13 protein-coding genes and 1 pseudogene are annotated in these 14,978 nt (G+C 40.6%); 12 read left to right on the plus strand and 2 right to left on the minus strand.

What is annotated here, in order from left to right:
• Positions 1–469: 469 nt before the first annotated feature.
• From BQ5321_RS01280 to BQ5321_RS01300, 5 genes are all read left to right on the plus strand, one after another.
• The gene (locus tag BQ5321_RS01280; protein WP_071392820.1) at positions 470–1,795 is read left to right on the plus strand and encodes an exosporium glycoprotein BclB-related protein; all 1,326 of its coding nucleotides are present in this window, start codon (positions 470–472) and stop codon (positions 1,793–1,795) included.
• Between the two features lie 513 nt (positions 1,796–2,308).
• Entirely contained in the window at positions 2,309–2,653 is a 345-nt protein-coding gene (locus BQ5321_RS01285; RefSeq protein WP_139187740.1) for a hypothetical protein, read from the plus strand.
• Between the two features lie 98 nt (positions 2,654–2,751).
• Entirely contained in the window at positions 2,752–3,243 is a 492-nt protein-coding gene (locus tag BQ5321_RS01290; RefSeq protein WP_071392822.1) for a hypothetical protein, read from the plus strand.
• Positions 3,244–3,255: 12 nt separating this feature from the next.
• Positions 3,256–4,332: a glycosyltransferase gene (locus BQ5321_RS01295; protein WP_071392823.1), complete on the plus strand. Its 1,077-nt coding sequence runs from the start codon at positions 3,256–3,258 to the stop codon at positions 4,330–4,332.
• Between the two features lie 114 nt (positions 4,333–4,446).
• Positions 4,447–4,740 carry an alpha-helical endospore appendage domain-containing protein gene (locus BQ5321_RS01300; RefSeq protein WP_071392824.1) on the plus strand — a complete coding sequence of 98 codons (294 nt, stop codon included), beginning with the start codon at positions 4,447–4,449 and terminating at the stop codon, positions 4,738–4,740.
• Between the two features lie 156 nt (positions 4,741–4,896).
• On the opposite strand, the gene BQ5321_RS01305 is transcribed toward BQ5321_RS01300, so the two are convergent.
• Complete coding sequence (locus BQ5321_RS01305) at positions 4,897–6,282, minus strand: L-cystine transporter (RefSeq protein ID WP_071392825.1); 1,386 nt, start codon at positions 6,280–6,282, stop codon at positions 4,897–4,899.
• 311 nt (positions 6,283–6,593) lie between these two features.
• Here BQ5321_RS01305 and rluF point away from each other — a divergent pair, with 311 nt between their 5' ends.
• The 4 genes and pseudogenes from rluF (at position 6,594) to BQ5321_RS25030 (ending at position 9,990) form a co-directional block, all read left to right on the plus strand.
• Positions 6,594–7,301 (plus strand): 23S rRNA pseudouridine(2604) synthase RluF, encoded by a 708-nt coding sequence (gene rluF / locus BQ5321_RS01310; protein ID WP_071392826.1) that lies wholly within the window; start codon positions 6,594–6,596, stop codon positions 7,299–7,301.
• 297 nt (positions 7,302–7,598) lie between these two features.
• Positions 7,599–7,943, plus strand: a complete 345-nt coding sequence (locus tag BQ5321_RS01315; RefSeq protein ID WP_071392827.1) for a hypothetical protein — start codon at positions 7,599–7,601, stop codon at positions 7,941–7,943.
• Between the two features lie 205 nt (positions 7,944–8,148).
• Positions 8,149–9,048, plus strand: a pseudogene (locus BQ5321_RS25025) (HAMP domain-containing protein); the annotation flags it as partial.
• Complete coding sequence (locus tag BQ5321_RS25030) at positions 9,043–9,990, plus strand: methyl-accepting chemotaxis protein (RefSeq protein ID WP_390622128.1); 948 nt, start codon at positions 9,043–9,045, stop codon at positions 9,988–9,990. The pseudogene BQ5321_RS25025 and the gene BQ5321_RS25030, both read left to right, overlap by 6 nt.
• A 397-nt stretch (positions 9,991–10,387) precedes the next feature.
• Here BQ5321_RS25030 and BQ5321_RS01325 read toward each other — a convergent pair whose 3' ends face one another.
• Positions 10,388–10,744, minus strand: a complete 357-nt coding sequence (locus tag BQ5321_RS01325; protein ID WP_315970072.1) for a DUF6773 family protein — start codon at positions 10,742–10,744, stop codon at positions 10,388–10,390.
• A gap of 218 nt (positions 10,745–10,962) precedes the next feature.
• On the opposite strand from BQ5321_RS01325, the gene BQ5321_RS01330 reads away from it, so the two are divergent.
• From BQ5321_RS01330 to BQ5321_RS01340, 3 genes are all read left to right on the plus strand, one after another.
• The gene (locus BQ5321_RS01330; protein ID WP_084786586.1) at positions 10,963–12,606 is read left to right on the plus strand and encodes a sensor histidine kinase; all 1,644 of its coding nucleotides are present in this window, start codon (positions 10,963–10,965) and stop codon (positions 12,604–12,606) included.
• Positions 12,603–13,373: a LytR/AlgR family response regulator transcription factor gene (locus BQ5321_RS01335; RefSeq protein ID WP_071392829.1), complete on the plus strand. Its 771-nt coding sequence runs from the start codon at positions 12,603–12,605 to the stop codon at positions 13,371–13,373. The genes BQ5321_RS01330 and BQ5321_RS01335 overlap by 4 nt, the downstream gene beginning before the upstream one ends.
• 334 nt (positions 13,374–13,707) lie before the next feature.
• On the plus strand, positions 13,708–14,931 hold the full coding sequence (locus BQ5321_RS01340) for an L-lactate MFS transporter (RefSeq protein ID WP_071392830.1): 1,224 nt from the start codon (positions 13,708–13,710) through the stop codon (positions 14,929–14,931).
• Positions 14,932–14,978 lie beyond the last annotated feature (47 nt).

Below are 14,978 nucleotides of genomic sequence, written 5' to 3' on the forward strand. Positions count from 1 at the left end.
GAAAATGGCAACTTACTAGACTAGAAGTGTGGCTAGCAGTCCATTTTATATTAGGAAAAATAAAAAATTTTTTAGATAAATAAAATAATTTAAATGTAAATATAATTTAATGTTTTTCTGGCAAAATGTCTAATAAATATTATCTTGTATAAATCGCTAAAAACCAAAAAAAAATTAGGGTGGTGAAAACTGGCATAAAATGGAAATGTAAAAACTAGCATAAAATGGAAATATGGAAACCAGAAAGACAAGTGGTGTGGACTGCGGATCGAGGTGGTAGCTGGCATCGAAATCCTGGGTAATCCCTATTGCTCTAATCTTAGTCACATTAATTTGGCGGATAGTTCAATATAATAGGGCACTTATATTATTCACCTTTTTTTATACTGAATAACCTATAGGGATGGGAGATTTGTTTGTTTTGGTTTTGGGATAAGATCATTCAAAATATTTAAAAGGAGAATGTGGAGTGTCTCAACCGAATATTCCTAATATTTCGCCTAATATCACAATTACTCGGGACGATGTGATTAATTTATTGCTTGCATCTATTGCAATGGAAGAGTTAGGGCTTGCCCATATCATTAATGCTGAGGGAGAAAAACTTCAATATGTTTTGGGAACATTGCCAGGATTAACATTGCCTGCTTCATTGGAAGAGATTTTAGAAGTCAATGAAAGTGTGAAGGACATGCTTGAGATGGCAATGAAAAAGGAATTGCTGCTTGATAATAAATTGAAACAAGTTGCAGGTATTACAAATAATAGTGGTATTCCCGGGCCGCCTGGTCCAGAGGGTCCAGCCGGTCCAGAGGGTCCAGAGGGTCCAGCCGGTCCAGAGGGTCCAGAGGGTCCAGCCGGTCCAGCTGGTCCAGCTGGTCCAGAGGGTCCAGCCGGTCCAGAGGGTCCAGCCGGTCCAGAGGGTCCAGAGGGTCCAGCCGGTCCAGAGGGTCCAGAGGGTCCAGCCGGTCCAGCTGGTCCAGCTGGTCCAGAGGGTCCAGCCGGTCCAGAGGGTCCAGCCGGTCCAGCTGGTCCAGCTGGTCCAGAGGGTCCAGCCGGTCCAGAGGGTCCAGCCGGTCCAGAGGGTCCAGCCGGTCCAGAGGGTCCAGCCGGCCCAGAGGGTCCAGCCGGTCCAGAGGGTCCAGCCGGTCCAGAGGGTCCAGCCGGCCCAGAGGGTCCAGTCGGTCCAGAAGGTCCAGCCGGCCCAGAGGGTCCAGCCGGCCCAGAAGGTCCAGCCGGTCCGGAGGGTCCAGCCGGCCCAGAGGGTCCTCCAGGAGCCGGTGCCATCATTCCGTTTGCTTCGGGGACTCCTGTTACACTTACCACACTTTTAAATGGCTTAGCGGGTACGGGAGGCCTTATTGGATTTGGAAGTTCAGTTGCAGCTATTAATCTAGCTGGAGGTACGATCGACCTTACAGGTGCAGCAGGGACCCTGCTCAACTTTGCATTTTCAGTACCACGAGAGGGAACGATTACTTCAATAGCCGCTTATTTCAGCGTAACAGCAGGACTTTCCCTTGCATTAGGTTCGATGACAATTAGAGCTCAACTATATCGATCCACTACACCAAATAATCTTTTCACGCCCATTCCTGGTGCCGAAGTTGTGTTAAGTCCAAATTTAACTGGTTTAATCTCATTAGGGGATATTGTGAATGGGAATATATCTGGACTAAATATCCCTGTATCACCTGAAGATCGTTTATTATTGGTATTCTCCGCTACTACTAGCGGTCTGGCTGTCGTTAGTACGATTGCAGGGTACGCAAGTGGTGGTGTAGCTATTAGTTAATGAGATATTTTGGAAAAAGAAAGACTCCTGTTGGGGTCTTTCTTTTCGTTTGGATTGGAAACCATTAAGAAAAATAAGCCTCCATAACCATCAGTAGATTGCTTTTTGGGCGTACTAGCACCTATTGTATAGGCTTGAATATATTAGCGAATAGATAATTAGGATTGCTTGATGTTTTTATTGAAAAACAAGTCTTGCACTTTGAAGAGAAAGCGGTGATGAGCATGTCGATGCCAAATATCCCCAATATTACACCTTTAATCTCTTTAAATCGTTGTGACACCATTAATCTGCTTTTATCCTCAATCGCGTTAGAGGAGATGGGGTTGTCTCATCTATTAAATGCAGAAGGAGAAAAACTGCAGAAATTTATCCAAACCTCGCCTAAAGGATTGAATGACTATTTACAGATGAACGAAAGTGTCAATAAAACACTGCGCACGGTGGTGAAATCACAAATCTTATTGGAAATGAAGCTTGAGGATGTAGTGGAGTTAACTAAATGTACATCCTGTGATGAGAATTGTCGTTGTCACGGTCACCATGATTGTGAAGAAAACAATGCTGATGACGGATGTAATGATTGTGAAGAAAACAATGCTGATGACGGATGTAATGATTGTGAAGAAAACAATGCTGATGACGGATGTAATGATTGTGAAGAAAACAATGCTGATGACGGATGTAATGATTGTGAAGAAAACAATTTTGACGACGACTGCAATGATTGTAAAGAAAACAATGCTGATGACGAATGTGTTTATTGTAAAAAAAACAAGGCAGCAGACCGCTGCAATTATTGTGATGAAGAACTATTCTGATAAACCATACATGTATTTATACATGACGAAAAAATAACACTAAATGAGTTTCTGTCAGTCATTCTCGCCGGGTCCTGCTGCAGGGGTATTTCATTTTTTTACAGGTGCAATATTGCGAAAGGAAATTTTCCAGAGATGAGAGTGAATCATAGAGAAGATCAGAAAAGGAAAGAACAGGAATTTATCCATTTTACCTATTCCTTTATCGTATTTTTACTTCAGTTATTTCAGCTTCTGGATGCCCACGAACCGCTTTCACGGAAAATGAGAATACAAATGGAACACAATATCATGACCTCTATATCGATTTTATGGAAAGTACATGTATCGATTTTTTCAAAAAAAAGGTTGTATATTCAAATAGACCGCACTTTGCGGAAACGGGAAAGCTTTTATTTCAATTACGAGCAGTCAAAGGAGCTTCAGCCGTTCTTTTTACAGTTAAAAAATGTGGTGGGAAACTATTCGTTTCTGCTTGAAACGGATCAAATTCAGTGTCAAAGCATGCTAGAGCAGATTTCTCAATATTATGATTTCCGTTCTTCCTCCAGTCCGATTAGTGTAGAACCAGAACACTCTGCCCCTCCATGGCTGGCTAAGTCATTGTATTTCAACCCCCGACAGTAAGGAAGTGATTCAATGAGTGTTTTTCCGACGATTACCCTTTGTATGATTGTGAAGGATGAAGCACACTGTATCCAGACATGCTTAGAAAGCGTGAAAGAGCTAGTTGATGAGATGATCATCGTTGACACGGGTTCAACAGATGCAACGATTTCTTTATGTGAAGCTAGCGGGGCAAAGGTCTTTGCTTATGAATGGAAGAATGATTTCGCGGCCGCACGAAATTATGGTTTATCCTTTGCGTCAGGTGATTGGATTTTATGGTTGGACGCTGATGAAGAAATGGACGCAGAGGGAATAGATAAGCTCCCAACATTATTAGCGAATACAACTGCCGATTTTCTGTCTTTGCCTGTCATGAATTATTATGGAGAATCATTCGATCGACAGCATGCCTATTTACTGTATCAGCCCCGGTTGTTTCGTCATCATCAACAGATAAGGTTTCAGCAGCCGATTCATGAAACGCCCCATTTACCAGGTGATGTATCAGAGGATAGGCTTGCGAATATTCCCGTTGTGATTCATCATTACGGCTATTTAGATGAATTCGTGAAAGTGAAGCAAAAGGGCCAACGAAATATTCAGATTCTGGAGGAAAGTGTAGCAACCGCTGACCATAGTCCGTGGATGGAATATCATTTAGCTAGTGAATATTATCGGCTGAAAAATTATGAACAAGCCTTCCAGTATGTCAATCAATCAATCGTTCTTTTTTTACAGCAAAAGCAGCTGCCACCTTCGTTTCTCTATAAACTAAAATATGCGATACTCATTGAAACCAATAGTCTTGAGGGGGCATGGCCGAGTATTGAAAAGGCCATTCTACTTTATCCGGATTATGTCGATTTGTATTTTTATAAAGGGTATATACTATACGAATTGAAGCGCTTTTCAGAAGCGTTGCAGGCCTTTCATAAATGTCTGGAATTAGGTGACCATCATACAAAATATCTTATTTTACAGGGAGTGGGAAGCTTCAAGGCCTGGCATTATAAGGGATTATGTCTCGAGCGCTTGGGGAAAATGGCGGAAGCGCAAGAGGCGTTTCAATATGAAAAACAAGCAAGAGAGGAAGCGAACAAAAAGTAAGGGATTTAACTAACCGTTGGTGAGCTGCTTGAATAGACTGTTAAGAGAAGAACCGATGAAATGGGTTAAATGATTGAGGGTTCTAATACAGAAAGAAAGAGTGAGTGAGGTTATATGTCCCAAGCGAATATCCCTAATATTACACCGGAGATATCGATTAATCGAGAAGATGTGGTCAACCTGCTTTTAGCGTCCATCGCCCTGGAGGAACTTGGGCTTGCGCATCTTGTGAATGCAGAAGCGGAAAAAATTCAATATGCTCTTGGTACCTTGCCAGGGTTATCTCCAGCCGCCACCCTACAAGACCTTCTACAGGTAAACGAAAGCGTCCAAGATATGCTAGACCTAGTCATAAAAAAAGAACTGCTATTAGATAATAAATTAAGACAAATTATGAATTCCATTTAAGATAAGAGAAGTGACAGGCACGCCCCGAGATTTGTTGGTATTTGTCGTTTTATAATATTTTTTATGGCTCCACCGAATCAAATAAAAATGCAGGGACAAATCGTCCCTGCATTTCCATTCTGCCACATAGAGCATTACTGCATCCCTTTACTCCATTTATGATGCTTCAGAGATTTCTGGTTGCTGGTATACTTTTCCTTCGAAGTCACCTGTGATTTTACTTGTTAGGATTCCAGTTGTCATACTGCCGCTAACGTTTAGGGCTGTACGGCCCATGTCGATTAAGGGTTCAACTGAGATTAATAGACCGACGATGGCAACGGGTAGGTCCATGACAGATAGCACGATTAAGGAAGCGAACGTTGCGCCGCCGCCGACACCGGCAACACCGAATGAACTAATCATCACGACGACAATTAGTGTAAGGATAAAAGAAATACTTGTCGGGTCAATCCCTGCCGCTGGTGCTGCCATGACGGCAAGCATGGCTGGGTAAATTCCGGCACAGCCGTTTTGACCGATCGAAAGACTGAAAGGACCCGCAAAGTTGGCAATCCCTTCTGATACACCGAAATCATTGACCTGAGTTTTTATATTTAATGGCAATGCTCCCGCGCTTGAGCGTGACGTAAAGGCAAACGTCAAGGTTGGTAATCCTTTTTTAAGATAAAGACCCGGGTTTAATTTTGCCAGCATTAATAATAGTAAATGGACAACGAACATGAGAATCAAGGCGACATAGGAAGCCACCACGAACTTCCCTAAGCTGACGACCGCTTCATAATTGCTCGTTGCGGCCACTTTTGTAATTAACGCCATAATTCCGTACGGAGTTAGACGAAGAACGAGTGTCACGACCCTCATGATAATCGCATAAAGAGAGTTGACGATTTTGGCAAAAAGCTCTGCCTCTGCCGGCTGCTTGCGCTTAATGCCGATGAAAGCAACACCGATGAATGCCGCGAAGATGACCACAGCAATCGTCGAAGTTGGACGGGCACCTGTTAGATCAGCAAACGGATTGCTCGGAATCATCTCAAGAAGCTGCTGCGGGATGGTCAGGTTTGCAGCCGTATCCACTCTGTCCACAAGCTCTGCATTACGAGCTGCCTCGGCTTCCCCCTCTGTTAACTCAAATTTATCCAAGCCGAATCCAAGTGTTGAGCCGATTCCAATGACTGCCGAAATCCCCGTTGTTGCCAGAAGGATTCCGATAACAAGGAAACTGATTTTCCCAAGGTTTTTAGTCACTTTTAATTTCGTAAAAGCTCCCACAATTGAAATAAAGACGAGCGGCATAACCACCATTTGCAACAGCTTCACATAGCCGCTACCGACAATATTCAACCAACTAATTGTCTCAGATGTAACAGTCGACTCCATTCCATAGATTAGGTGAAGGATATAGCCGAATACAATTCCTAAGCCCAAACCAGTGAATACACGCTTTGAAAAAGAGACATGCTTTTTTTGCATCTTAAACAAAGCAAAGGTTAATAGTAAAAAAATAGCAATATTAATGATAATAAGTACTGAATCCATTACTTTTGTCCTCCAATTATAGTAGTAAGCACGATTAAAAGAGTACATAACCAATTCCGACTTGTCAAGTAAGGATTAAAAAGTAAGTATATTGAAATAATAAATGGATAATGGTTTGTGTCATAAAAATGGGAAAAGGAAACAAATAGTTTGATGCTCAGGTTTTATTGATAAGAAGGACCAGAGGGAGAGGTTTTTTTGAAGAGAATACAAATTAAACGATACCTGTCTAAAATAACAATTTATTATTCATACTAAATAAAGTATAGTCAAAAAGAATAGAACAATTATTTCATTAAGGTTGTGTCAATATGCGTATTAATAAATATATTAGTGAGTCTGGAAAAGCATCTAGGCGGGGTGTGGATAAGTTAATTGTCGATGGAAGAGTTACGATAAATGGCAAACGTGCAACATTAGGCTGTCAAGTTGAGCCGGGAGATGACGTTCGGGTCAATGGGGAATCCATCCGAGTGGCGAGGAATCATGTTTATATTGCCTTAAATAAACCTGTCGGCATTACTAGTACAACAGAAAAAGGTGTAAAGGGAAATATTGTTGATTTGGTCAATCATCCCTTAAGAATCTTTAATATTGGGCGCCTGGATAAGGATTCAGAGGGCTTAATACTTCTTACGAACGATGGTGACATTGTTAACGAAATCCTGCGTTCTGAAAATAAGCATGAAAAGGAATATATTGTTTCAGTAGACAAACCAATTACACCTGACTTTTTGAAGAGGATGTCTGAGGGCGTCAAAATCCTAGGTACCAAAACACTTCCTTGTGAGGTAGTTCAATTATCAAAATTTGATTTTCAAATCATTTTAACCCAGGGGCTAAATCGTCAAATTCGCCGTATGTGCGCTGAATTAGGGTACGAAGTATATCGATTGCAAAGAACCCGAATCATGAATATTCATTTAGGCAATCTTCCACCTGGACAATGGAGAGACTTATCCAAGAAAGAGCGAACACAATTATTTAGAGAATTAAACTATGAGCCAAAAGAATGGTAATTGGTGCCTGTCACCACCCGAAGTTTGTCGGTTTTTGTAGATTTTTCTTTGTATTCCTATGTTATGTGTGATAAAAATCATAGGAATAATAGCAGCATTTAACCTACAATTATTAATTGTGATAAGGTTATAAAAACTATGAACTATGTTCGGAAGGTTACCAATTAGTAGGTTTCAATAAGAATAGGCTATTTTATGAAAATGAAATAGCCTATTCTTGTTGGCTTTTAAGATTTTTCCATCACTACCTATCATCATAAACACGTAAACTATTAACACATTGAAAGGAGCATTTTTGTGGAAGTGTTAAAAATAGATCGGCGTTTACAGCTGCTAAAGAAACAGTTTCAACTAGATGCATATCATATTTTTCAAACCGAAACGTATCAATCGCTTCATCGAATTTTAAATTATGTATATCTAAATACTGATATTGTCTATATTCAATTTATCGATGAAGAAATACTCTATGGTTATATGAACTATCATAGAAAGAATCATTTTATAGAGATTAGTTTTTCACAGGTGATGAAGGATATTAAAAATTATCTTTCATTCCTCGAAAATGATAAGCAAATGAAACAATGTATACCTAAGGTTGATTTGTCTTTAAGAAATCATCCTCTATGGACTGAATTGTAAATGAAAGCGGAATCAATAATGGAAGAAAAATTTTACAAAAAAAGAGGTTAGTCCTGTGAAAAAATTCCTTAGAAGTGGAAGCAGTATTAGATTCAGTCACATTAGAACAAAATTAATATCAGCCTTTGCCCTCATCTTAATCATTCCGATTGTGATTGTGGGTGCTTTATCTTTTTTAACAGCTAAAAATACAGTGGAGCAGGAAATGCTAGCTGGTATTAATCAAAATTTAAACCTGTTAAATTCATCGATTAACAATGAAATAGAATCAAAAATTCAAAACGTGGATTATTATGCTCAAACGATTCCGTCTGATTTGATGGATGAGAATAATGTAACAGAATTACGGAAACAGTTTGATCAATATGTTAAACACCATCCTGAGATCGCAACGATTTATGTCGCAACAGATGAAGGAGTATTTATCCAAGAGCCTAATGTGGAGGTAAGTGCTGATTTCGATGCGAGAGAGCGTGCCTGGTATAAGGAGGCTAAGGAAAAGAACGGGGAAGCCGTGATTTCGGACCCTTATGTATCCGTCAGCACCGACAGCATGGTGTTGGCTATTTCACAAACAACGAAGGACGGTAAAGGGGTAATGGCCGTCGATATTGATTTAGCCTATCTGCAAAAACTAACCAATCAAGTGAAGGTAGGCGATGGGGGTTATGCATTTCTTTTAGATGAAAATAAAACATACATCGCACACCCGCTGAACGAAGCAGGAAGTGAAGCGAGCTTAGATTTTTATAATAAAATGTATGAACAGAATCAAGGTGAATTCACCTACGAATACAAAGGTGAACAAAGGATTATGAATTTCATCACCAATGATTTAACAGGGTGGAAATTAGCGGGGAACCTTGTCACTGCTGAGATTAGTTCCCATACTGCAACCATACTAAAAACTACGATTATTGTTATGCTGCTTTCTGTTTTCATTGGATCCATAGCTGTCTTCTTTATTATTAAATCGATTATTACGCCTCTTAATAAAATTAAGGAAAAAGCGATTACAATTAGTCAGGGTGATTTAACCGAGCCGATTGAAATCAAAACGAACGATGAGATTGGGCAGCTGGGAAGGGCCTTCAATGAAATGCAGGATAGTCTTCGAAATCTTGTTCAAAGACTAGAAAATAGCGCTAAGCAGGTGACGGATGCTTCTGAGGAATTGTCGGCGAATGCTGAACAGACAAGCTTAGCCACCGAACAGGTGACCTTGGCGATTCAGGAGATAGCAAGCAGTGCTGAAACACAAACACATAAAGTAGAGGAAAATGCTCATTCCTTGGAAAGAGTGACAGCGGGTGTGTCCCAGATTGCCAAAAGCTCTACCAAGGTATCAGCGCTTTCTCATCACGCCATGCAGTATGCAGAGGATGGCGGTCAAGCGGTGCAGAATACCGTAGCACAAATGCAATCGATCTATGATTCTGTTACGGAATCGAATCAAGTAATCAAATTATTAAATGAGCGTTCAAAGGAAGTCAATTCCATCTTGTCTGTCATTACCAATATTGCCGACCAAACGAATCTATTAGCTTTAAATGCTGCGATTGAAGCAGCTCGTGCAGGGGAACATGGCAAAGGCTTTTCCGTCGTGGCTGAAGAGGTACGAAAACTAGCTGAGCAATCACAGCAGTCAGCGAAGGAAATCTATGAGATTATCGACAGAATTCAAATTGATACAGGCAACTCTGTCACCATCATGGCTCGTGTTATGGAGGATGTTCAGAATGGGGTAAAGGTTTCCAATGATGCCATCGATAAATTTAATAATATCATTCAGTCGACAAAAGAGATGACACCGCAAATGGGGGAAGTGTCTGCTGCAGCGCAACAAATGATAGCAGCAATCCAAGAGGTGACCGAATCCTCCAATGAATTAGCGGCCATTGCTCAAGAAAATGCAGCCACATCAGAAGAGGTTGCGGCTTCAACCGAAGAACAGCTGGCTTCAATGGAGGAAATCTCCAGCTCCTCTAAGTATCTTTCAAGCATGGCAGAGGAATTAAATGGGCTGGTTTCTCAGTTTAAATACTGAGTGACAGGCACCCCCCGAAAAATCTTGTTTCACAGATTGTTTCACACGGGTTATTTATTAACTTAAATGAATCTACGGTGAGACAAAAAATGTACCCTATAGGTAGAATTGTTTAGGTGTCTACTCTAGAGGGTACATTTTTTTAAAGGTAGTTTATCCGAGCGAGCTCAGGTAATCCGGACGCAAATTCGACGGGCGAATTTGATTCTTTTATTTCCTTTTTCTTTTAAACAAATCAAAAGCTACGGCAATACAGATTATCATCGTTAAGATACTCCAAGCTGACCAGCCTCCAAAACTCATTATTCCATCATCCAATCTTTATATTTTTTAGGAACTCCCTCGTACTAAATTAATGTGCTTTCATCCCCGATTTTCCCCTCAATATTTGCTAATATTATTCTAGTTTATCCAATCTATTATTAATTTGCTGGATTCTTTTGTTGTTTATATAATCTATGAGTTTTAATAAGCCGAAGGATCCTGAAAACGACACAATCCATACAATAAATATTTCAAGTCCAAATATATATTCTTCACCATTTATGATTTGTAATATGGTTAAAACAATCGTAATGACGATACTGTTGATGAGGCTTGTAACGAGATGTTGCTTATTGGTTTTTTTACTGTCTTGCACATAATGATTTCCTTGAAAGGTATTTCGGAAAATAATATAAAAGGTTGTTCCGAAGAAGCCAAGAAATTCAATCATATAGTCTTCAAAAGGTGCCTCTAACACAAATTGTTTGATTAATTTCGGTGCCTGTCACCGCCCGAAGTTTGTCGAATAAGGGCATATCTGTTGCCTAGTGCCGCTCGTTAAGTAGTCACACTTGTCTTGTTTTTTCGTTTGAATTAGTTTACAGTCTCGCCCCCTCTTGCAAGCGATGCTTGTCTTGCTCTAATATTATTTTAAGATAATAAAAAACGCGTGAATGAACCATCCCCGCGTTTGAGGGGGAAACCAATATGGATACTTCTATTGAAATGTTGATTCGTTTGTTTGAACGGGCGACATTAATCTTAATATGCTTATTCTTTTTGCTGAGGATACCCCGGTTTCGGGCCACGCTTCAAAGGGACAAGTATTCACCATTTGAACTATTTATCATCACTTTATTCTTCATTTTATTTGCCATTTTTGGAACGTACTCAGGAATCGAGGTAGAGGGCTCGCTCGTGAACACGCGAATTATTGCGGTGGTTTCCGGCGGGGTCTTATTTGGTCCATGGGTGGGGATTACGACGGGAATTGTTTCCGGTCTCCACCGATATTTAATTGATATTGGGGGAGTAACCTCCATCCCCTGTTTAATCACCACTATTCTGGCAGGCGTTCTCTCTGGCTATATTCATCAAAAAACGAAGAAGTCCCTGCGTTGGATGTATGGCATTTTAGCAGGGGTGCTTTCGGAAGTTCTCACGATGCTGCTGATTATTGTCATGGCAGACTCCTATGAAGTGGGAATGAGCATTGTGTCAAAAATTGCTTTTCCGATGATTATGGGAGAAGTAAATATTGGCTTTATTGTGCTCATGATCATGAAGGTAGAAAGTGATAAAGCAATCGTTGCTGCCAAGCAAGCCAAATTAGCGCTTAATATTGCCAATAAAACACTGCCATATTTTCGTTCGATTAATAGTGTATCGTTGGAAAAAATTTGTCTGATTATCAAGGATGAAATAAAAGCGGATGCGGTAGCTATCACCGACACAAACAATGTACTCGCCTATGCGGGAGTGGGTAGGGAACGCTATAAAATTGGCGGAGAAATTATTAGTGAAAGAACGATATCGGCGATTAAAAATGGAGAAATAACTTTTTCAAAAAATCCTTCGAACTTGTACAATCTGATTATTCCTTTAAAAATTCATGATGAAGTGACAGGTACGTTGAAAATTTATTATCTGAAGGAATACAAGATGACGTATCCGTTACAAATTATGGCGATTGGTTTATCACAAATTATTTCTACACTCATGGAGGTTTCACGGGTTGAACAGATTAAAGCAGAAGCGAAAAAAGCCGAATTAAACGCCTTACAGACCAAAATCAATCCCCATTTTCTATTCAATGCCTTGAATGCCATTGCGTCAACCACACGTAAGGACCCGCAAAAAGCGAGGGAATTGATAATTAGTCTTTCGAGCTATATGCGCTATAACCTAGAATTAACGGATGACATGATTGATATGGAAAAAGAATTACAGCAGGTAAAGGATTATGTCGTGATTGAAAAAGCTCGTTTTGGCTCACGATTGCAGGTTGAATATGATATTGATGAGGTAGACTTGAAGATTCCGAGTCTACTGATCCAGCCTCTCGTCGAAAATGCGATTAAGCATGGGGTGTTAAAAACGAAGGAACCGGGAGTTGTGACCATTTCGGTCAAGGACAACGGAGGGGTCATCCGAATAAGCGTGAAAGATACTGGGGTTGGAATAGCGGAGGAGGTCATTGAGAATCTCTACCAGCAAAATGTCCCCGCGAATAAAATCGGTCTTTTTAACGTCTACCAGCGAGTGAAGCTTATCTATGGAAAGGAACTTGTCATCCATCGTTTGAATCCAGGGACCGAGGTTTATTTTGATATAGAGAGGGAGATTTCATGAAAGCGATAATCGTTGAAGATGAATTACCAGCTCGCGAGGAACTTCAGTATTTAATCGAAACCTATAGTGAAATTGAGGTGACGGACTATTTTGAAGACGGCCTCGATGTGTTGAAGTTTTTACAGGAACATGAAACGGATGCTATTTTCTTAGATATCAATATTCCTTCCTTTAATGGAATGCTGCTGGCGAATAACATCAGCCTGTTTGAAAAAAAGCCCTTTATTATTTTTACAACTGCATATAAAGAACATGCAGTCGAGGCCTTTGAGCTGGAGGCCTTTGATTATATTCTGAAACCCTATGATGAAAAGCGGATTGCTGCGATGCTACACAAGCTTGAAGACGTTTACCGTCGTAAGCAATTGGAAAAAACGCAGCTGCCAGCTGCGAACGTAAAGGAGTCACAGGCTCAAGAGGACGACCAGTTTGGAATGTCCCAACGTATCAACCTGCAGAAGGACGAAACAATTATTGTGGTTGATGCCAATGATATCTATTATGCTGAGGCGAGCGAGAAGAACACGCTTGTGTATACCATCGAGGATATGTACACGATGCCTATGAGTATATCGGCGTTTTATTCTAAACTGCCTCCTAGCCTTTTTTACCAAAGTCATCGTTCTTATATTGTCAATCTATCTAAAATCCGTGAAATTGTCCCGTGGTTTAATCAAACCTATATCTTGAGATTAACGGATTTGAAAGCGGAAATCCCAGTAAGCCGAAGCAAGGTCAAAGTGTTTAAGCAGATTATGAAGCTATAGATTATTTAAGAGGCAGTGGACCCATCTGAGTTTTGAAGGGCGCTGCCTTTTTTAACTTCATTCAGCAAATGTTTCTTGTACCGAAAGCTTGTGTTTATTTTTCAAGCGTAGGGTTATCGACCTGCTTACAATCAATTACTGTACTTTAACTTAGCCAGCATAATAGAAAGCTACTCCGAAAATCATTCTACCTAGAAGGTCATTCATTCCCGATTTTAGTCATCTCATGTTGAAACCGATTTCACACTTTTTTTGCGGTGCTATACTTTGTCCATAAGCTACTTACTAGTAAGAAATAACAAACTACAAAATATAGATGAAAAGAGGAATCGATATGAGAGATAGCAAGAATCGCTGGCTCATCGTGTTAGGAACCATTATCGTCATGATGGCATTAGGGACCATTTATACATGGAGTTTATATAATCAATCACTAGTTGATCGTTTCGGCTGGGAGTTAAGTTCTGTTTCGACGACCTTTTCGATTATGAGTTTATCATTGGCTGTTGCCACTTTGTTTTCAAGTAAGCTTCAGGAAAAAATCGGTCTTAGACGGTTAATCCTGTTTTCTGGTTTCGCGATGGGATTAGGATTGATCATTAGCTCGCAAATGTCATCTTTATGGGGATTATACTTATTCGCTGGAATCGTTGTTGGGGGCGCAGATGGACTTGCCTATATGACCACCCTATCCAATGCACTGAAGTGGTTTCCAGAGAGAAAAGGGTTAATTTCAGGAATTTCTGTTGGTTCGTACGGTATGGGAAGTCTATTTTTCAAATATATAAACGGCGCCATTCTTGAAGCAGTGGGGATTACGCAAACCTTCTTATTCTGGGGCATCATTGTCATCGTGATGATGGCTGTCGGCTCCTTCTTTATTAGAGAGGCAACGGTAAAAGCTGGAGCGTCGGCTGCCCAATTGCCTGTTGCAAGGAATTACTCTGTAAAAGAAATGCTTCGTACAAAAGAAGCCTATCTCTTGTTTATTGTGTTATTTACAACTTGTATGAGCGGATTATTTGTAATTGGCATTGTAGCCGATATTGGGGTAAGTATGGTCGGCTTGAGCGCAGCTTCAGCAGCAAACGCAGTCGCTATCGTCGCCATCTTTAATACACTTGGTCGGATTGTTCTTGGATCGCTATCAGATAAATTGGGCCGTATGACTGTCGTATCAGGCTCAATTATCGCCATGACGCTTGCTGTTGCCGCTCTAAGCTACCTCGACTTAAATTACGGCTTCTATATCGCCAGTGTCGCCATCATCGCTTTCAGCTTTGGCGGAAATATAACGATTTTCCCTGCCATCGTTGCTGATTTCTTTGGCTTGAAAAATTCCGGTCAAAACTACGGAATCATTTATCAAGGTTTCGGATTAGGTGCCTTAAGCGCCTCCTTCATCTCCATCCTGCTTGGAGGATTCGCATCAACGTTTAAACTGATCATGGTGTTAAGTATTATGTCAGTCATCATCGCCTTGACACTTAAAGCACCAAGGGCTAAGCAAGAAAAAGGAAAAGTCGTCCTCAAAAAATTACAGCATAAAGCTAGCTGAGTGACAGGCACCGCCCGAAGTATGTCGAATGAGGGCACATCCTGCCA

Source organism: Bacillus tuaregi, from assembly GCF_900104575.1.
GTDB classification, from domain to species: Bacteria; Bacillota; Bacilli; order Bacillales; family Cytobacillaceae; genus Bacillus_BD; species Bacillus_BD tuaregi.